Source organism: Pseudarthrobacter defluvii (assembly GCF_030816725.1).
GTDB classification, from domain to species: Bacteria; Actinomycetota; Actinomycetes; order Actinomycetales; family Micrococcaceae; genus Arthrobacter; species Arthrobacter defluvii_A.
In genome coordinates this window covers 357815-376254 of record NZ_JAUSYG010000001.1, presented here as the reverse complement: position 1 = coordinate 376254, position 18440 = coordinate 357815, and the positions used below count along the sequence as shown (strand labels likewise).

Sequence of the window (18440 nt, the reverse complement as noted above, 5' to 3'; positions counted from 1 at the left end):
CGCTCCACCGGTGTTGTGGCCCAGCGCGCGCCATTGAGCGCCGGGCCGGCTATGCGGCGAGCGGTGAGTCGAACAGCTGCTCGGCAAGCCTGATGAGGTGACCTGGAGCGCCGCACTCTCCGTCCCGCTTGTCGCGGCCCAGGAACAGGGCGGTCCCGCGGATGGTTCCGTCCAGGTCGATTCCGGCCTCGCGGATGAGCACCTCGGCGCGGGGATTGGTGGCCAGCCTGTTTGCGTGGGTGTCGAGATAGACGAGCCAATCAGTGCCGGCAAGGAGCCCGACACCTCCTGACGCAACCTTCTGGAAGGCCGTCTCATCAAGCTCGATCGGCCTGAGGTGCACCGGCTGGGTGAGTCGGGTAGGGACCACTAAAGCGTTGTGGGAAGTCATCATGGTTCGTATCCTTCGGCTGATCCCCGGCGTTGTGCGGCGGTCTGCGGCTGCGCCGGTGAAGCTGCCGGTTGGCGCGGGCGGCCGCGGGCTAGGAGTCCCGGGCGGCCGCCCGCTGGCATGGTCAGCGCTGGTTTTTGCGCGGTTTTACAAAATTAAGTTCGTTGTCTTCGCTTTTTGCTCTTTTTTCGGCTCGTTTTTGCAGGATCGATTTGCCGGCTTTTTTCGCGGCGCCGCTTTTGGGGGATTTTCCGGACATCCGAATCACACCTTTCCGTGCATTGCGTTACCGGATACCATACCTACTTTTATTTTTTTATCTAGTCCTGTGTGGGCCGCGCTCGCCGCGGATGCTGGCTACGTGAGGGACGCCGCGGTGGCATCACGGAACTGGTCAAGGAGGTTTCACGAAATCGACTGCGATGCCATTTTTGGCCTTTCTTTTGAAATAGCCGATAAAAGTACCGAAAGCCTTACAAGAGTGAACAAAGACAGCGCTTTATTTTGCTGCGACTGTCACCGCCAGAATTCGGCGAGTTGCCCGGCGCGGGCTTTGCCTTGGTTGTATCCGGCTTCAGCGGCGGCTGGCCGGAGTGACAGGTCCATCGCGTTGGCACCGAACATGTGCTCGTCTTCGCTTTCCGGGAAAATCACCTCAACCCTGCTCCCTCCGGCGCGCAACTCCTCGACCTGGACAGCCAGCTGCATGCCCCACTCCAGCGGCATCCTGGTCCTGCCTCCGAAGGGCGACAGGACCAGCACGCGCCCGCACCCGGCGGCCAGGTCGGCGTTCTCGTTGCACCGGTAGCCGCCGTCGATATAGCTCTTGTCCCCTATCCGGTACGCAGAGGCGCTGGAGCAACTGGCGGCGACGGCGTCCACCAGGCCGATGCCGCTGTAGCGGTTGAAGACTGCGGCCTCGCCGCTTCCCGCGTCCACCGCCGTGATCAGCAGTTCATGCTCTGCCCATTCCTGCCGGGGAAGCCGCGCCGCGACGGTGGCCCGCCACCGCTCTGAGCCGTCGTAGTCCGCCGCGAGGTCGAGTGCCGCCGCGCCCATCCTGCGGCGCATGTCGGCCGCGTCCGTGGAGGCCGCGATGATCCTGCCGGTCCGCTCGAGGTGGCTGGGCACGGGGCGAGCGGAAGCCTGCGTTCCCAGAGGACAGGGCCGCCGCGGGAGCGGAGTGTCAAGGACGGCGCCATACAGTTCGGCCAGGCTGGCGCCGGCGATCTGGGCGGCGGCCGTGGATCCGGCAGAGGTTCCGATAACCCTGTCGGCCCTGGTCATGTCCGGCCCGGCGCCTGCCAGGCCGGCCAGGACGCCGATCAGCCAGGCGTTGCCTGTGGAGCCGCCGCCACCGAGGACCAGGGCGCGCTTTGAAGAAGCAGCCGGAGCAGTGCGCAGAGTTGAAGTTGATGTTGTGTTCATGGGAGTCGCCTTTCGCGAATGTGCCTGTTCGGCGCTCCCGGTGGCGGCTGGTTCAGCCGTGGATCGTGGGTTGCGAGGGAGCACCCATTACGGATACAGCGTTCATGGGTCTCACCTCCTGGAGTCGGGTCACGATCAGGGGAATCTTGGCATACGGCTGACCGGGGACGCAACGGGTAAATTTGAAGCGATAATTTCGATTGACCGGGACAGCCCCGCGCGCGCTGACGTTCACCAGCTCCTGAGCGAACACCTGGCCGACATGTTCGCCACCTCGCCCGCCGAAAGCGTGCACGCCCTGGACCACGCCGCCCTGTCCGCCCCTTCCATCACGTTCTGGACGGCTCGTGAGGACGGCAACCTTTTGGGGTGCGGCGCACTCAAGCTCCTGACCTCCCCCACCGGCCCGGGGAGGCACGGCGAGATCAAATCCATGCGTACCACAACAACGGCCCGGGGACGCGGCGTGGCCACGCTCATGCTCGGGTACATCCTTGACGACGCCCGTACGCGGAACCTTGAGCGCGCCTATCTGGAGACCGGAACCGAGGACTACTTTGCGCCTGCGCGGCGGCTGTATGCCCGGCACGGGTTTACGGAGTGCCCGCCGTTTGCCAATTACGTGCTGGACCCCAACAGCGTGTTTATGGAGCTTCGGCTCTAAGACCTGCGCGGCACGTAGGAAGGCGACGACGGCGGGTGGGCGCCCGCCGTCGTCCGCTCCGGGACGTTAGCCCCTACGCCCGTCAAGTTCGACTTGGCAAAGTGGTGCGGGTCGGGTCCGGACACCACGAGGAGGCCAAGATGGCCAGCATCTACATTGCGTACGGCACCACTGAAGGCCAAACAGCCAGGATCGCCGAGTTCATTGCCGACGTGCTCCGCGCGCACGGGCATGAAGCTGAAACTGCAGACATCAAGGACGCGGGGGACGCCATTCCGTCGGGGTGCGATGCGGTGATGGTGGGGGCGTCCGTCCACATGAGCAAGCACGAGGAATACGTCAAGGACTTTGTCCAAAAGAACCGGGAGACCCTGGAGCGTCTCCCGTCCGCCCTCTTCTCCGTCAGCCTGGCCGCCCACGGCGACGCGGAAAACGCCGAAAGCTATGTGGAGGCATTCGAGCAGGAGACGGGCTGGCGCCCATCCCAGGTGGCGCTGTTCGGCGGCGCGCTGCTCTACACGCAGTACAACTTCATTAAGCGCCTGGTCATGAAGAGAATTGCAGGCGGCAAGGGGGCGCTGGATACGGATACCTCGAGGGACTACGTGTACACCGAGTGGGACGGCGTGACGCGGTTCGCCGAGGACTTCATGGCGCGGCTCTAGCAGCATAAGCCCTGAGCTGGGACGAACGGACGACGGCGGGTGCGCCCCCGCCGTCGTCCCGTTCCGCTGTCCATGACTGTCCGGCGCGCCGACGTCCTAGACCTCTTTGCGCCAGCCGCCGGTTTCGCTGCCGCGCGATTCGATGAAGTCCTTGAACTTCCGCATGTCGGCCTTGACCTGCATGTCGTCGATTTTCAGTGCTGCGCCGGCCTTTTCAGTGGCGCTTTCCGGCGCCCATTCGAAATGGACTTTGACCTTGGTGTGGGTGGCGTCCAGGGGCGTGAACCTGATGATGCCGGCGTGCGACTTGCCGTCGGTGCTGCGCCAGGCGATCCGGTCATCAGGCGCCTGGTCGACGATTTCCGTGTCAAACTCCCTTTGGACGCCGCCCACTTTGGTAACCCAGTGGTTGGTGGTGTCGGTCAGCTGGGTCACCGACTCGACGCCGGACATGAACTGCGGAAAGGATTCGAACTGGGTCCACTGGTTGTACGCGGTCCGCACCGGAACAGCGACTTCCACCGTCTCTTCAACCTCTTCAACGTGTGCCATCTGCTTCCTCCTTATGACGGACGGCCGCAATGGCGGACTGGCAGCATGGGCCAGCCTGCCAGTCGGGCAGCCGCCACCTTTGCACGATAAATCCGGCGACTACCCGTGTCCAGACCCTAAAACGAAAGCGGACGACGGCGGGTGGGCGCCCGCCGTCGTCCGCTTTCGTTGAGTGCCTACTGGCTGAAGGGGACCTTTTCCCAGCTGAGCACGTCGGCGCCTTTGGCGCTGTTGCCAGCCACAGTGAAGCGGACGTAATCCACGGCGTTGTTGGCGCCGTCCACCGTGATGCGCTGCAGGTTGTCCGCGGCGGGTGAGCCGTAGATGTCCAGCCAGGGTGAGCCCGCGGCGAGGGGCTGGTTTGCGGCGAAGACGTGGCTGTCGCCGTTGACCAGGTAGACCGGGGCGTCGAAGTGGTTGGTCTCCTCAACAATGGTCTGCACGATCCCGCGGAAGCCGGAGACGGTCGCCGGGTTTGCGGTGGCGTCGGCCAGGAGCGACGGATCGAACATGTCGGCCTGCTGCATGAGGACCACGGCGCGGTCGTTGCTGCGCCTGGCCTCAGCGAAGGTCTGGTGGATCTGGGCGATGACCGCGTCCGTGCGGTGTTCCACCTCGGCGAGCTGTTCCGGCGTGGGTTCAGTCTTGCCCAGCCCGCTCCACGGCAGGAGGGAGTTGTTGCTGCCCTGGACGTTCAAGACGGAGAAAGCCACCCGGTTCTTCTCGAAACGGACGTCCTCCGGGAGGCCCAGGTTCTCCTGCGACTTGACCGGCATGGTGGCGCCCAGCGTCTTGCCGGGATGGTTGAAGAAGACTTCCCGGATCTTGTCCAGGCGCTCCAGCGGATTGTAGGCGCCGTTGTTGGTGCGGTGGCAGTCCACCCACTCGTTGTCGCCGGGCGTGTAGACCAGCGGGTGGGTGAAGGTGTCGAACTGGCTGCGGATGTAGGAAAAGTACTCGTCCGAACAGACGGAGGAACCGTTCTTTATATCGCCCACATGTGCTACAAACTTCAGTTCCTTGTCCGCGTTGAGGTCCTGGATGCGGGACGGGAACTTGGTGATCTCGGCGGCGCCGTAGGGGATGTCGCCGATGGCGGCAAAGGTGAAGGCCTGGTTACCGTCGGTGCTGTTGTCCGCAGTGTTGGCTGATTCGGCGAAGGCGGGCTGGGACGCCAGGAGGCCGATCGCCAGGGTGAGTGCCGCCGTCGTAAGTTTCGCTGTCTTTGAACGCATGGTGATGCTCCTGATTCGGGGGCTGGTTAGAACGTGCGGGCGGTGAGGAACTGCTGCAGGCCGGCGAGGTCGTCGGTGTTGATGTGATCCGCGCCGGCGTCGGCCAGTTCGGTCCAGACGGCGTCGCGGGCTGCGCCGGGCTGGTCCGGGGTGGCCCAGAAGCGGACGCGGTGGTCGTTGGCGTGGGCCGTGGACACGAAGTCGCGCAGTTTGGCGCGCTCCGCCTCGGGCATGGGGCCGACGCCCTGCCAAGTGAAGAGCTTGGTCCAGTTGTCACTGACCAGCGGCATCAGGGCCGCGGGCAGGCCCGAGGTGAGGTCCGTGGCGCGGCCGTCGTAGAAGCTGAAGCGCTGGGTCTGCGCCCGCATGGTGGCCAGCGGGCGGTTGCCGCTGATGACGGCGGTGACCGGGCCGGTCTTGACGTTGCCGTTGGTGTAGCGGCTCATGATGTCGCGATGCTCGGCGAGCTCGCGCTCGATGGCGGCGTAGGTGGACTCGCCCTCGCTCTTGATGTCGATCAGGAGCTGCAGGCTGCCGTCCCACTTGGGGTAGACGCTGTGGCCGGGCTGGCTGCGGACCAGGTCCTGGAGCGGGTCGAGGTAGAGGCTTTCCAGCGTGACACCCTGTTTGGCGTCCGCCAGGTTATGGGCTACGCGCAGCTCGCCGTCCACCAGCCACACGTCAGCCTCGACGCTGGTGAAACCGTGCTCCAGTGCGTCGAACAGAGGGCGGTCATGCTCGTAGTCGTTGTGGGCATGGGTGCCGGCGAGTGGCTGGCCGACGACGGGCGCCGGATTGGGTGCCTCGGCCCCGGCTTGGGCGGGGGCTACGGCTGTCCCGGCCAGGGAGCCGAGGATGGCGACGGCGGCGAGGGTGCTTTTCACGAACACGGGAGTACTCCTGGTACCTCGGGGATGTCCGCCCGGTGCTGGGGTGTTCCGGGCGTGAGGGTGCGTGAAAAGACTGCTGTGCTTGGCGAAACGGTTCAGGGCGTCTTGGTTGCGTCGTGGTGAACGGAGGGGAACATCAACATCGGGGTGGGCATGAGTTTCCCAGCCGTGATGGAGCTGGCGGGTGTGTCCCCGGGCAGCCCAACTAACCGTTCGCTAGGAGACCGCGAGATAATCCACAACCAATACCTCCAGCACGCTGGCCTCTTCCGGAAGCCAGCCCGGCGGCCAGAGTGTCGGTTCCCGGTCCGGTTGCTCGGTGTTGTACTGACGGCCACTTGGAGAAGTCCAGCCCGGTGGCTCATTCCTGGAAGCTGGACCAGGACTCCAGCGGGTTCGGTGCTTGAGCCGGTGATGCTTGGGGCACAACTGTCCCAGATTGCTGATCCCCGTGGTGCCTCCGCGCTCCCAGGCCCTGAGATGGTCCGCCTCATTGTCTTGGCTGTGGTTGCTGCAGCCGGGGAAGGTGCATTTTCCATCCCGCATCCTCAGCCACCGCTTGAGCGACTCGGTGAGCCGGTAGTTGGTGCGGCCAAGTTCAAGCGGAGCTCCGTCGCGGGGATCCACCAAAACCCGGTAGAACGAGTTGGCCCCTTCCGCGACCAGTTTGCGCGCCATCGATGCGGGGATGGGCCCGTAGTTGTCGAGTTCTGCGGGTTGGTCCGTTGCACCGAGGAGGGAAAAGACCGGCACTGTGACCAGCACATCAGCTTTGAGGGATGGCCCAGGCCCGGCGAGGTCCCCGGTGTCACCGAGCAGCAATTTTGCAGCCACGTCTGCCCTGAGCTGGGTAAGGGTTCTCGGCTCTTCCGGTCCCTGCAATCCACGGGACAGGGCAGACGTCCTGTTCCAGACTGCACAGGCCTTGTCCGCAGCCATGTACAGCGAAACCCAGGCCATACCGTCCCGGTCCGGCGAGTACTCCATCCGCCGATCCGCAACGGACTTCACATGCCTGATCGTCAGGGACTCGGGGTGATGGCGTTCCCGCCAGGCACGTACTTTCCGACGGAAACGGCCCGGGACCAACTCTCCGGCAGATGCCCCCCGTGCCGCGTTAGGCGCCTCCGGGTCCAGGAAGTGAGCTTCCAAGGCAGTTGTAGCTGAAGCGTCCAGGCTGCTGGTTTCGTCGACCATGATCTGGGCATGCCGCCAGGAGACGGCGCCAGCCTCCATGGCGTTGAGCGTCGCCGGAAGAGAGGTGGTGAGCGCATGGGCGTCCTCCAACAGCGCGGATGCGGCACCTTCGCCGATAGTGAGCGTGCAGGCGACTTCGGCGACGACACTCATGTCCCGCGCCGATGATTCAGAAGCGCTTTCCGCCGGCGCTTCCATGGCCGCTGCGGCCTCCGAATACTCTGCGAGCAGCCGCACTTTCACGGCCGAAGTAGCAGCTTCGATTCGGGCCACGATGCCCAGGCCGTCCAGCCAGGAACCGGCAAGTTCCCGAAGCGGATCATCACTGTCGACGCCGTGAGCACTATCCGCAGCTTCCGAAGAACCGCTCAGGGCTCCTGTTAGTTCGTCCACCAGCCCGGTCAGGGATGCGACGGCACCGGCGAGTCCGGCCGCGCCCTTCGCATCCACAACCGTTCCGGTTTCCATAACTAAAAGACTGTCACGGGGGTCTGACATTTTGAGTTGGGTGCCTTTGACGCTGTCTCGGCGGAGGGTAGGCCGGAGCAAACAACGGCGGGAGGATACCAACCGGGGACCCTATGCTCCTTCTGGAATTGGGACATTCAATGCCCACGGTCAGTTGGCCTTCGTTGAGGAAGAGTGCAACATGAAGGCAGCACCAGCCGATTGCGTGTAAATGTCGCCGATCGGATGTAGGTTTTGCAACATCAGCTTGAAAATGCCACCGGATACGAGGCGGTGTCCGGGTAGAGGCCTTACTGGGGGTAAGACATGGAATTTGCGGAAAAGCTTTCGGCTCTGGCGGCAAAGGTGCGGCAGCAGCGCGGAGTGATTCAAACGGAGGAGGCGACTAAGAACGCCTTTGTGATGCCGTTCATTTCAACGATTCTCGGATATGACGTATTCAATCCTCTGGAGGTGGTCCCAGAGTTCATTGCCGATGTGGGGCTAAAGAAGGGCGAAAAGATCGACTACGCCATCGTGAAAGATGGCGAAGTCCAGATCTTGATCGAGTGCAAGAAGTCCACTGAGCCCGTAAAGATTGAACATGCCTCACAGCTTTTCCGGTACTTCGCTGTGACAAACGCACGCATCGCAATCCTGACTAATGGCGAGGTGTACCAGTTCTTCACGGATCTGGACGCACCAAATCGGATGGATGCCAAGCCGTTTCTCGTATTGGATCTGAACGATATCGACCAATCACTGATCCCCGAACTGCAAAAACTGTCCAAGGATGTCTTCGACCTGGATTCGATCATCAGTGCCGCCGGTGAACTGAAGTACATCGGCGAACTGAAGCGAACACTCGCTGCACAGTTCAAAGAGCCTGAAGATGACTGGGTCAAGTTCCTGACGGCAAGGGTCTATTCCGGACCGTACACGCAGAAGGTCCGGGAGCAGTTCACCACGCTAGTGGGGAAGGCCACGAAGCAATTCCTCAATGACCAAGTCAACGAACGGTTGAAGAAGGCCCTTGGCAATCCGGGATTCCCGCAGACCGAGGACACAACCGTGCCGACAGCCGTCACCAGCGCACCAGTCGCGGAGGCGGATCTTGCCGAGGCCGACGGCTTGGAGACGACGCTTGAGGAAATCGAGGGCTACCAAATTGTGCGCGCTATCGTCTGCAGCGAGGTGAAGCCAGTCCGTATAGCGCAGCGTGACGCTAAGTCGTACTTTGCTGTGCTCCTCGACGACAACAACCGCAAGCCCATTGCGCGACTGCACTTCAACCGAACCCAGAAGTACATCGGCATCTTCGACAACAACAAAGAAGAGCGCCGAGTGCCCATCAACTCACTTGAGGAGATCTACGAGCACACGGAAGCACTGCGGGCGACGGTCAAGAGCTACCTCCAACCGCAAACATAGGTTGCGGCGTTGATTACAGAAGGACTTGCCGATCCACGGACCCTGGAGTGGAACGCCGTTGGGTTCGAGTAGGCGGACGACGGCGGGCCACCGCCTGTTCTGCGGTCAGCCCGCGCCCTGGCCCTCGTGCGCCGTCTCCTCCAGGATCCTGGCTGACGGCGCTGCGGTCATCAGTTGCCCTATCACGTCGGGGTTGTCCCACACGTCGCGACGGAGCCCATTCAGGAAGCCGTCCGCAGCTTCCTTGGTATCGAAGTCAAGGAGTACGGCAATGCTGTTCTGCTCCTGGGTATCCCGGAAAAGCCGGACAGACCTGGCGCCAGAGGAAGCGCGGCCTGCAGGATCACTGTCGAATACCTTCTTGAAGGCCTCGTAATCCCGGACTGGGTAGCTGATCTGCAAGGTGAACATCATTATTCCTTTCTTCGGGCTGGGTCAGGCAAAAATAGGCCTTCCCGTGTCATCCCGATAGTGCCGGAGGGCCCCGCTGCCCCGGCTGCCTTTCCATCGCCCTGCAAGGCCGACCCAGCCGCCGTCGGACAGACAGAACGGGGCCTTTGATATTGATGCCCACCGCGGCGACGAGCGGAAGCGAGCCCCCTAAACCTCCGCCACAGGCGCCGCGAACTGCGCCTCGTACAACCGCGCGTAAGCGCCACCTGCGGCGAGCAGTGAAGCGTGCGTCCCCTGCTCCACGATCTGCCCGTTCTCCATCACCAGGATGAGGTCGGCGTCGCGGATCGTGGACAGGCGGTGCGCGATCACAAAGGAAGTCCGGTCGGACCGCAGCGCGCTCATCGCCTTCTGAACCAGCACCTCGGTCCGGGTATCCACGGAGGACGTCGCCTCGTCCAATATCAAGACAGAAGGCGAAGCCAGGAACGCCCGCGCAATCGTCAGCAGCTGCTTCTCACCCGCCGATACGTTGGACCCCTCGTCGTCCAGCACCGTGTCATACCCCTCCGGCAGGGACTTCACGAACCGGTCCACATACGTCGCCCGCGCGGCCTCCAACACCTCTGAAGAGGAAGCAGACGGCCGTCCGTACGCGATGTTGTCCCGAATGGTCCCGCCGAACAGCCACGTATCCTGCAGCACCATCCCCATCCGCGAGCGCAGGTCGTGCCGGCTCATGGTGGTGATGTCCACGCCGTCCAGCGTGATCCGCCCGCCGTCCAGCTCGTAGAACCGCATCATCAGGTTCACCAGCGTGGTCTTACCAGCCCCGGTCGGTCCAACAATGGCCACCGTCTGCCCCGGCTCCGCCACCAGGGACAGCCCACTGATCAGCGGCTTGTCCGGCGAATACGAGAACGACACGTCCTCAAACACCAGCCGCCCGCGGGAAGCACCGTCCGGACTCTGCAAAACAGCAGGATCCGCTGACTGCTCCTCCGTATCCAGCAGCTCAAACACCCGCTCGGCGGAGGCCACGCCGGACTGCAGCAGGTTGGCCATGGACCCCAGCTGCGCCAGCGGCTGCGTGAACTGCCGCGAGTACTGGATGAACGCCTGCACATCGCCAAGCTGCATCGCCCCGGACGCCACTTGCAGGCCGCCCACCACGGCAATCCCCACGTACACCAAGTTCCCGATAAACGTCATGGCAGGCATGATCAGCCCGGAAATAAACTGGGCCCCAAAACTGGCGGAATACAGTTCTGCGTTCTTTTGCCGGAACCGCTCCCCCACCTCGCGCTGCCGTCCGAACACCTTCACCAGCGCGTGCCCGGTGTAAGTCTCCTCGATCTTCCCGTTCAGTTCGCCGGTGTTCTTCCACTGCTGCACGAACAGCTTCTGCGAGCGCTTGGCGATCAGCGTGGTGATCCCCAGCGTCAGCGGAATGGTCACCAGCGCGATCAGCGCCAGTGTGGGCGACAGGATGAACATCATCACCAGCACACCCAGCACCGTCAGCACCGATGTCACGGCCTGGCTGATGGATTGCTGCAGGCTCTGCGAAATGTTGTCCACATCGTTGGTCACCCGGCTGAGCAGCTCGCCGCGCTGGATCGAGTCGAAATACCGCAGCGGCAGCCGGTTGATCTTCGCCTCAATCTGCTCGCGCAGCCCAAACACCGTCCGCTGCACCACGCCGTTCAGCACATAAGCCTGCCCCCACATGAATGCCGACCCCAGCACATACAGCACCAGCGCCCACGTCAGCACACTGGCGAGCGCAGCGAAGTCGATCCCTGCGCCCGGCGTCAGCGTCATGGCGCTGAGCATGTCCGCCTTCTGGTTCTCCCCCGACGCCCGCAGCATCGCAATTAGCTGCGCCTGCGTCATCCCCGGCGGCAGCTGCTTGGACACCACCCCGGAGAAGATCAGGTTGGTGCCCTCGCCCAGCAGCCGCGGCCCGATCACCTGCAGCACCACGCCTGCCACAGCCATAGCAAGCACCAGCACCAGCCAGAGCCGTTCCGGCCGCAGCGTGCCCAGCAGGCGTTTCGCGGAGCCGCTGAAGTTCATTGCCTTCTCCGCCGGAACATTCATCCCGGCAAACGGTCCGCCATGCCCGGGGCCGCCACGGGGCCTTGGGATGCGTACGACGTCGGCCTGGCCGGCGTTGCCCCCGCCTGCAGTTCCAGCGGGTCCGCCTCCGCCCGGATTGGCTCCACCGGGCCGGGTTCCTCCGCGGTGCGTGCTCATACCGTCTCCTCCGCTGCCAGCTGGGACGAGACGATCTCCCGGTACGTCCCGGATGTCTCCAGCAGCTCATGGTGCGTCCCGTGCGCAACGATTCTGCCGTCGTCGAGCACTAAAATCTGGTCCGCATCCACGATGCTGGACACGCGCTGGGCGATGATCACCAGCGTGGCGCCGGCGGTGCTGCGCTTGAGCGCCTGGCGCAGCCTGGCGTCGGTGCCGGTGTCCAGGGACGAGAACGAATCGTCAAAGATGTACAGCTCAGGCCGTTTCACCAGCGCCCTGGCGATGGCCAGCCGCTGCCGCTGCCCGCCCGAGACGTTGGTGCCGCCCTGGGAGATGGGCGCGTCCAGCCCCTCCTCCATCTGCTCCACGAAGTCCCGCGCCTGGGCAATCTCGAGCGCGGTCCACAGCTCCTCCTCGGTGGCGTCCGGGTTGCCGTACAGCAGGTTGCTGCGCACGGTCCCGGAGAACAGGTAGGGCCGCTGCGGCACCAGGCCGATGTGCCCCCACAGCAGGTCCGGGTCCAGGTCCCTGACGTCCACTTCGTCCATCAGCACCGCCCCCGAGGTCACGTCGAAGAGCCGCGGCATCAGGTTCACCAGCGTGGTCTTGCCCGAGCCGGTGCTGCCGATGATCGCCGTGGTCTGCCCTGCGGGGGCGGTGAAGCTGATGCCGGAGAGGACGGGGTGCTCGGCACCCGGGTAGGCGAATCCGACGTCGCGCATTTCCAGCTCGCCGCGCCGGACCGCGCTGGTGACCGGCTGCTCCGGCGGAACCACGCTGGAGCTGGTCCCCAGCACCTCGCCGATCCGGTCCGCGGACACCGACGCACGCGGGATCATTACGGCCATGAACGTGGCCATCATTACGGACATCAGGATCTGCATCAGGTAGCTCAGGAACGCGATCAGGGTGCCCACCTGCATGGACCCGTCCTCGATCCGGAAGGCACCGAACCAGATCACCGCCACGCTGGAGACGTTCAGGACCAGCATGACCGTGGGGAACATCAGCGCCATCAGCCGCCCGGCGCGGAGGGCAACATCGGTGACGTCGGTGTTGGCGCCGGCAAAGCGTTCCGTTTCCATGTCCTCGCGCACGAACGCGCGCACCACCCGAATGCCGGTGAGCTGCTCACGCAAAACGCGGTTCACGGTGTCGATCCGGGCCTGCATCTTCCGGAACAGCGGCACCATCCGGATGACGATCAACCCGACGGCGATCAGCAGCACCGGCACACACACGGCAATCAGCCACGAGAGTTGAGCGTCCTGGCGGATGGCCATGATCACGCCGCCGATGCTGAGCATGGGCGCGGCCACCATCAGCGTGGCGGACATCAGCACCAGCTGCTGGACCTGCTGAACGTCGTTAGTGGAGCGGGTGATGAGGCTGGGGGCGCCGAACCTGGTGACCTCCTGCTCCGAGAACTCCCCCACCCGCTCAAAGATGGCGCCGCGCAGGTCCCGGCCCAGCCCCATCGCTGCCTTGGCACCGAAGTACACGGCCACCACCGCGCACGCGATCTGCGCCAGCGTGATAAGCAGCATGACGCTGCCGGTGGACATGATGTAGCCGGTATCGCCCCGGGCCACGCCCTGGTCGATGATGTCCGCGTTCAGCGTGGGCAGGTACAGCGACGCGATGGACTGCGCCAGCTGGAAAACCACGACGGCGGCCAGCAGCGGCCGGTGCGGCCGCAGGTATTCGACGAGCAACTTCCAGAGCAAGGCGGCTCCAACCTGACGGAGTGTCCACATACGTGGTGCGAGGGTCAGTTTACGTCCGGGAGGAGCAGTTGATCCTTGCAGTTGGCTGGGAAAAATGCAGGTTCTCCCACGGCGTAGTCAACGGACGCGCCGAGGATTAGGAGGTGTCGGTGGGTACGTCAGTGTGAGAGAACTGGAGGGGGCGTCATGAACGCGCCACCGCACCGAAGGATGGAAGAACCGACGCATGTTTGCCACCACACGGAATGCCCCGCACCGCACTGCCAGGTTCGGCCTTGCCTTCATCGGCGTCCTGCTCATCGCGGTCAACCTCCGGGTGTCGTTTGTCAGTGTGGGACCGGTACTCGTCAACATCAGCAGCGACCTTGGCCTGTCCAGTGCCGCAGCGGGATTCCTAACCGGCCTCCCCCTTATTGCCTTCGCGGTCTTCTCGCCCCTGGCCCCCGGATTCGCTTCCCGCCTGGGCCCTGGACCGGGCACTGTGGCTGTCCCTGCTGATCCTCGCCGCGGGCATCGTGCTTCGTTCCCTGCCCGTGCCTGGCTTTATCTGGGCGGGAACGATACTGATCGGCGTGGCCATAGCGTTCCTCAATGTCCTGGTGCCCTCCCTCGTCAAACGGGACTTTCCGTTGCGGGTCAGCCAGGTCACCGGAAGCTACACCGCCACCCAGGCGGCCTTCGCAGCGGTGGGGGCCGCCGTCGTCGTTCCCGTGGCCCAAACGTCCCCGGCGGGGTGGCGGCTTGCCCTGGGAGTCTGGGTGGGACTCGCCCTCATCGCCATGGCGGTGCTCCTCCCCTGGCTGCGCCGGCACAGGACAAGCGCCGCGCATGCTGCCCAAGCGGAAGCCGCATACCGGTCACCCTGGGGCTCAGCCCTGGGCTGGCAGGTGACGCTGTTCATGGGACTGCAATCGATCGCTTTTTACGTCCTGATGGCATGGCTGCCCACCATCGAGCAAAGCCGCGGGGTGGCAGCCACCACGGCCGGCGTGCACTTGTCTGTTTTCCTCCTGATCAGTGTCTTCGCCAGCCTTGGGGCGGGCGGGATCCTGCACCGGGGTTCGGATCAACGGCTCGTATCCTTCACGGGCGGGGCGCTGGCGTTCGTGACCTTTCTTGGCCTGGCACTCGCACCGGACCTCATCCTGCTGTGGGTCGTTCTCGGCGCCCTCGGGTGCGGCAGCCTTATTGTCATTGCCCTGTCCCTGTTCAGCCTCCGGAGCGTGAACCACCCGCAGGCAGCAGCACTGTCCGGCATGGCCCAGTCCGTGGGGTACGGCCTGGCCGCGGTGGGCCCGGTGGCTTTCGGCGCACTGCACGACGCGACCGGAGAGTGGACCCTTCCGCTGCTCGTCACCGCCGGCGCCATGGCAGTGCTGGCGTTGATGGGTCTGCTCGCCGGCCGTGACCGCGTGATCAGGGAATCAAGCGATCGGCGCGGTAGCGGTCAAACAGTGCGGTGAATGCGTCCAGCGTCCGCCGATAGCCCGTAAACCCTGCATCCCTGCTCTTGCCCATGTCCGTGACCACCTCGATGTTCCGCCCCAGGTCGCCGTCGGTGTGCCACCAGCTCGCAACGCGGCCCAGGTCCGGTTCGCTGAGGTTGTTCTCCTCGGCAATCCGCCGCCACTGGTCCTCCCGGCCAGCCATGGACCGTTCGAGCGGACGGGGCTCTCCCTGGAACCCCTCCCACTCCACGCCGAAGTAGGCTGCGAGTTTCGGCCACATCCAGCGCCAGCGGAAAACGTCGCCGTTGACGATGTTGAAGGCCTCGTTGGCGGCCGCGGGGGTGGTGGAGGCCCAGAGCATGTGCTCGGCAAGCAGGCCTGCATCCGTCATGTCAGTGAGGCCGTTCCACTGCGTTTCAGACCCCGGGAACACGAACGGCTGCCCGCTGTCGCGGCACAGGGTGGCCTGCGCGGCGAGCGTCAGGCCCATGTTCATCGCGTTGCCCACCGCATGCCCGATGACCGTGTGGGCACGGTGCACGGACCAGGTGAACCCCTGCTCCGCCGCTGCCGCCCAGAGTTCATCCTCCTGGGCGTAGTAGAAGTTAGCCACCGGAAGGCGCGGTTCCTCTTCGTGAAAGGGCGTGTCCGGCATTTCCCCGGCGGCGTAGGCTTCGAACGGTCCCAGATAGTGCTTGAGCCCTGTCATCAGGGCAACATGGGCCACCTCCTTGCCCCGCAGTGCGGCAAGCAGATCCCGCAGCATGGCGGCGTTGACGGCGATGTTCTCTTCCTCAGTGTTCCGCCGCGACCAGGCCGTAAAGAAGACGTGGGAGGGGTTCTCCGGAGCAAGCACAGCGGCCAGGGAGTCAGCCGAGGTCAGATCGGCAGAAAGCCACGTGACGCCGGCGCGGTCGGGTCCAGGCCAGCGGGACAAAGCAAGGACCGTCCAGCCTTCGCCAACCAGGTTGTCCACCAGGGCGGAACCTGCGATTCCGGTGGCCCCCACTACCAGGGCCGTTCGTCCGCTGCCCGCTGCTGTTCCTGATCCGATGGTCATAGTGCTCCTCTTGGTTGGGGTGCTGGTGTGTCCGCGCGTCAGCACGGCCTCACGCTTCGGGCGGAGGCCGCACGCTGCGCCGCGCCGGGAACCTGGGGCATCAAGGGCCCACTGGCGACAAGCCGCCGCGTCCGGCAGATATTCCATACGTGGGAATGTCTTGGGGAGCGTTGGGCGGGATTTGTTCGGTCAGGGCGACGACAGGCAGGGTTTCACCCATGGCGTAGGTGTGACTTGCGCTGTCACCCGTCCATGTTCAAATAGGAGGGTTGCACCGGCTGCCCGAGTCCAACGGCGGCCTCGGCCCAACGGAAGGAAAAAGCACATGACCGAACCCCAAGACCATCCCCCGGTCCCCACTCCCGGGAGCGCACAGGGCCTGGACCAGAAGGTTGAAGGCGGGTGCCCGGTGGCCCACGGCAGCGCCACCGCCCAGGGCAGCGAGAGTGAAAACCCGGCGATCGATTCTCCGCAGCCCAAGGGACACCGGCCGCGGACAAACCAGGACTGGTGGCCCAACCAGCTGGACCTCTCCGTGCTACACACCCATGGCCAGGCAAGCAACCCCCTCGACCCCTCCTTCAGCTACCGGGAGGAGTTCCAGAAGCTCGACGTTGACGCCCTCAAGAGGGACATCACCGAGGTCCTCACCACCTCGCAGGATTGGTGGCCGGCAGACTTCGGCCACTACGGCGGCCTGATGATCCGCCTGAGCTGGCACGCCGCCGGAACCTACCGCGTCCACGACGGCCGCGGCGGCGCCGGGGACGGCAGCCAGCGGTTCGCCCCGCTGAACAGCTGGCCGGACAACGCCAACCTGGACAAGGCACGGCGGCTGCTGTGGCCGGTCAAGCAGAAGTACGGCCAGAAGCTTTCCTGGGCCGACCTGCTGGTCCTCGCGGGCAACGTGGCCCTGGAGTCCATGGGTTTCAAGACGTTCGGCTTCGCTTTTGGCCGCGAGGATGTGTGGGAACCCGAGCAGATCTTCTGGGGTCCGGAGGACGCCTGGCTCGGCGACGAGCGGTACGTCGGCGAAGGACAAATGTCCGACGAGGTGGGTTCCACCGAGATGGGCCTGATCTACGTCAACCCCGAAGGCCCCATGGGCAACCCGGACCCGGTGGCTGCGGCCGCGTTCATCCGGGAGACGTTCAAGCGCATGGCGATGAACGATGAAGAGACTTTTGCGCTGATCGCGGGCGGCCACACGTTCGGCAAGACCCACGGCGCGGGCCCCGCCGATGCGCACGTAGGCCCCGAGCCGGAGGGCGCCGACCTGGAGGCGCAGGGCCTGGGCTGGCTCAGCACCTACGGTTCCGGCAAGGGCGGCGACACCATCACCTCGGGACTGGAAGTCACCTGGACTGATAGGCCCACGCAGTGGAGCAACCGCTTCCTGGAGATCCTCTTCGAGTACGAGTGGGAACTGGTCAAGAGCCCCGGCGGCGCCCACCAGTGGGTTGCCAAGGACGGCCCCGAGATCATCCCGGATGCGCACGACCCCAACAAGAAGCACCGCCCCACCATGCTGACCACGGACCTGTCGCTGCGCTTCGACCCCACCTACGAGAAGATCGGCCGGCGCTTCCTGGAGAACCCGGACGAATTCGCCCTGGCGTTCGCCAAGGCCTGGTACAAGCTCCTGCACCGCGACATGGGCCCCGTGGGCCCGCACATGCTGGGCCCCTGGGTTCCCGAGGCGCAGCCGTGGCAGGATCCCGTTCCCGCCGTCGACCATGAACTGATCGACGAACAGGACATCGCCCAGCTCAAGGCGAAACTCCTTGACTCCGGCCTGACCATCCCGCAGCTTGCGGGCACCGCCTGGGCCTCCGCCGCCACCTACCGCAAGACAGACCGCCGCGGTGGCGCCAATGGTGGCCGGATCCGGCTGGAGCCGCAGCGCAGCTGGGAAGCCCACGAACCTGAGCAGCTGGCCACGGTACTTCCGGTGCTTGAGCGCGTCCAGGAAGAGTTCAACTCGGCACAGTCCGGCGGCAAGAAGGTTTCGCTCGCGGACCTGATCGTCCTGGGTGGCGCGACTGCCGTGGAAAAGGCCGCGTCCGACGCCGGGTTCCCCGTCACAGTGCCGTTCCGTCCGGGCCGCACCGACGCCACAGAGGAACAGACCGACGTCGAATCCTTCCAGTATCTGCAGCCGCGGGCGGACGGTTTCCGGAACTACCTGCGCCCCGGCCAGAAGCTCCCGCCGGAAACCCTCCTGCTGGACAAGGCTTACATGCTGGACCTCTCGGCGCCGGAGATGACCGCGCTGGTGGGCGGCATGCGTGCTTTGGGCACCAATGTGGGCGGCTCCAGCCACGGGGTGCTGACGGACAAGCCGCAGGTCCTGACGAACGACTTCTTCGTCAACCTGCTCTCCCCCGGCACCAAGTGGAAGGTCTCCGAATCCGAGGAGAATGTCTACGAGATCACCGATGTTGCCACCGGTGATCTGAAGTGGACGGCCACCCCAGTGGACCTGGTCTTTGGCTCCAACTCCCAGCTGCGCGCACTGGCCGAGGTGTACGCAAGCGAGGACGCCAAGGAGAAGTTCGTCAACGACTTCGTGGCGGCCTGGACCAAGGTCATGGAACTGGACCGCTTCGACCTGAACTGAGCCCAGCCCAACGATTGACGCGCCGGGCCG

Annotated in this window: 16 protein-coding genes; 5 read left to right on the top strand and 11 right to left on the bottom strand. The window is 64.6% G+C overall.

The annotated features are described in order from the left end of the window. Positions 1 to 49: 49 nt before the first annotated feature. The 3 genes from QF031_RS01655 to QF031_RS01645 form a co-directional block, all read right to left on the bottom strand. Positions 50 to 394, bottom strand: a complete 345-nt coding sequence (locus tag QF031_RS01655) for a hypothetical protein (RefSeq protein ID WP_307423202.1) — start codon at positions 392 to 394, stop codon at positions 50 to 52. A 121-nt stretch (positions 395 to 515) separates the two neighbouring features. Next, positions 516 to 650, bottom strand: a complete 135-nt coding sequence (locus QF031_RS01650) for a hypothetical protein (protein WP_307423199.1) — start codon at positions 648 to 650, stop codon at positions 516 to 518. A gap of 257 nt (positions 651 to 907) precedes the next feature. After that, positions 908 to 1819, bottom strand: a complete 912-nt coding sequence (locus QF031_RS01645; protein WP_307423196.1) for a patatin-like phospholipase family protein — start codon at positions 1817 to 1819, stop codon at positions 908 to 910. Positions 1820 to 2009: 190 nt separating this feature from the next. Between QF031_RS01645 and QF031_RS01640 the strand changes: the two genes are divergently transcribed. Together QF031_RS01640 and QF031_RS01635 are read left to right on the top strand one after the other, a co-directional pair. After that, positions 2010 to 2483 (top strand): GNAT family N-acetyltransferase, encoded by a 474-nt coding sequence (locus QF031_RS01640; protein ID WP_307433065.1) that lies wholly within the window; start codon positions 2010 to 2012, stop codon positions 2481 to 2483. Positions 2484 to 2623: 140 nt separating this feature from the next. Further along, positions 2624 to 3148: a flavodoxin domain-containing protein gene (locus tag QF031_RS01635; protein ID WP_307423193.1), complete on the top strand. Its 525-nt coding sequence runs from the start codon at positions 2624 to 2626 to the stop codon at positions 3146 to 3148. Between the two features lie 96 nt (positions 3149 to 3244). Here the strand turns inward: QF031_RS01635 and QF031_RS01630 are convergent, their stop codons facing one another. The 4 genes from QF031_RS01630 to QF031_RS01615 form a co-directional block, all read right to left on the bottom strand. Continuing rightward, the gene (locus QF031_RS01630) at positions 3245 to 3700 is read right to left on the bottom strand and encodes an SRPBCC family protein (RefSeq protein ID WP_307423191.1); all 456 of its coding nucleotides are present in this window, start codon (positions 3698 to 3700) and stop codon (positions 3245 to 3247) included. Between the two features lie 176 nt (positions 3701 to 3876). Beyond that, positions 3877 to 4935 carry a hypothetical protein gene (locus QF031_RS01625; RefSeq protein ID WP_307423189.1) on the bottom strand — a complete coding sequence of 353 codons (1059 nt, stop codon included), beginning with the start codon at positions 4933 to 4935 and terminating at the stop codon, positions 3877 to 3879. Between the two features lie 26 nt (positions 4936 to 4961). Then, on the bottom strand, positions 4962 to 5825 hold the full coding sequence (locus tag QF031_RS01620) for a phosphatidylinositol-specific phospholipase C/glycerophosphodiester phosphodiesterase family protein (RefSeq protein WP_307423186.1): 864 nt from the start codon (positions 5823 to 5825) through the stop codon (positions 4962 to 4964). Between the two features lie 216 nt (positions 5826 to 6041). Continuing rightward, a complete protein-coding gene (locus QF031_RS01615) occupies positions 6042 to 7490 on the bottom strand; it encodes an HNH endonuclease signature motif containing protein (RefSeq protein WP_307423184.1) in 1449 nt (482 codons plus the stop codon). A gap of 306 nt (positions 7491 to 7796) precedes the next feature. Between QF031_RS01615 and QF031_RS01610 the strand changes: the two genes are divergently transcribed. After that, complete coding sequence (locus QF031_RS01610) at positions 7797 to 8900, top strand: type I restriction endonuclease (RefSeq protein WP_307423181.1); 1104 nt, start codon at positions 7797 to 7799, stop codon at positions 8898 to 8900. Between the two features lie 105 nt (positions 8901 to 9005). Here the strand turns inward: QF031_RS01610 and QF031_RS01605 are convergent, their stop codons facing one another. From QF031_RS01605 to QF031_RS01595, 3 genes are all read right to left on the bottom strand, one after another. Beyond that, positions 9006 to 9314, bottom strand: coding sequence for a hypothetical protein (locus QF031_RS01605; protein ID WP_307423179.1), 309 nt, complete (start codon positions 9312 to 9314; stop codon positions 9006 to 9008). Positions 9315 to 9500: 186 nt separating this feature from the next. After that, a complete protein-coding gene (locus tag QF031_RS01600) occupies positions 9501 to 11552 on the bottom strand; it encodes an ABC transporter ATP-binding protein (RefSeq protein ID WP_307423177.1) in 2052 nt (683 codons plus the stop codon). Continuing rightward, the gene (locus QF031_RS01595) at positions 11549 to 13282 is read right to left on the bottom strand and encodes an ABC transporter ATP-binding protein (RefSeq protein ID WP_307423175.1); all 1734 of its coding nucleotides are present in this window, start codon (positions 13280 to 13282) and stop codon (positions 11549 to 11551) included. The genes QF031_RS01600 and QF031_RS01595 overlap by 4 nt, the downstream gene beginning before the upstream one ends. A 413-nt stretch (positions 13283 to 13695) precedes the next feature. On the opposite strand from QF031_RS01595, the gene QF031_RS01590 reads away from it, so the two are divergent. Then, on the top strand, positions 13696 to 14745 hold the full coding sequence (locus tag QF031_RS01590) for an MFS transporter (RefSeq protein WP_307423172.1): 1050 nt from the start codon (positions 13696 to 13698) through the stop codon (positions 14743 to 14745). Here the strand turns inward: QF031_RS01590 and QF031_RS01585 are convergent. Then, positions 14699 to 15790 carry an SDR family oxidoreductase gene (locus QF031_RS01585; RefSeq protein WP_307423169.1) on the bottom strand — a complete coding sequence of 364 codons (1092 nt, stop codon included), beginning with the start codon at positions 15788 to 15790 and terminating at the stop codon, positions 14699 to 14701. The two genes, QF031_RS01590 and QF031_RS01585, sit on opposite strands and share 47 nt — an antisense overlap. A gap of 325 nt (positions 15791 to 16115) precedes the next feature. On the opposite strand from QF031_RS01585, the gene katG reads away from it, so the two are divergent. Continuing rightward, positions 16116 to 18410 carry a catalase/peroxidase HPI gene (gene katG, locus QF031_RS01580; RefSeq protein ID WP_307423164.1) on the top strand — a complete coding sequence of 765 codons (2295 nt, stop codon included), beginning with the start codon at positions 16116 to 16118 and terminating at the stop codon, positions 18408 to 18410. Positions 18411 to 18440 lie beyond the last annotated feature (30 nt).

Coding starts and splice junctions, on each gene's coding strand:
- QF031_RS01655 (WP_307423202.1), bottom strand. CDS start 394: ATGATGACTTCCCACAACGCTTTAGTGGTCCCTACCCGACTCACCCAG.
- QF031_RS01650 (WP_307423199.1), bottom strand. CDS start 650: ATGTCCGGAAAATCCCCCAAAAGCGGCGCCGCGAAAAAAGCCGGCAAA.
- QF031_RS01645 (WP_307423196.1), bottom strand. CDS start 1,819: ATGAACACAACATCAACTTCAACTCTGCGCACTGCTCCGGCTGCTTCT.
- QF031_RS01635 (WP_307423193.1), top strand. CDS start 2,624: ATGGCCAGCATCTACATTGCGTACGGCACCACTGAAGGCCAAACAGCC.
- QF031_RS01630 (WP_307423191.1), bottom strand. CDS start 3,700: ATGGCACACGTTGAAGAGGTTGAAGAGACGGTGGAAGTCGCTGTTCCG.
- QF031_RS01625 (WP_307423189.1), bottom strand. CDS start 4,935: ATGCGTTCAAAGACAGCGAAACTTACGACGGCGGCACTCACCCTGGCG.
- QF031_RS01615 (WP_307423184.1), bottom strand. CDS start 7,490: ATGGAAACCGGAACGGTTGTGGATGCGAAGGGCGCGGCCGGACTCGCC.
- QF031_RS01610 (WP_307423181.1), top strand. CDS start 7,797: ATGGAATTTGCGGAAAAGCTTTCGGCTCTGGCGGCAAAGGTGCGGCAG.
- QF031_RS01605 (WP_307423179.1), bottom strand. CDS start 9,314: ATGATGTTCACCTTGCAGATCAGCTACCCAGTCCGGGATTACGAGGCC.
- QF031_RS01600 (WP_307423177.1), bottom strand. CDS start 11,552: ATGAGCACGCACCGCGGAGGAACCCGGCCCGGTGGAGCCAATCCGGGC.
- QF031_RS01585 (WP_307423169.1), bottom strand. CDS start 15,790: ATGACCATCGGATCAGGAACAGCAGCGGGCAGCGGACGAACGGCCCTG.
- katG (WP_307423164.1), top strand. CDS start 16,116: ATGACCGAACCCCAAGACCATCCCCCGGTCCCCACTCCCGGGAGCGCA.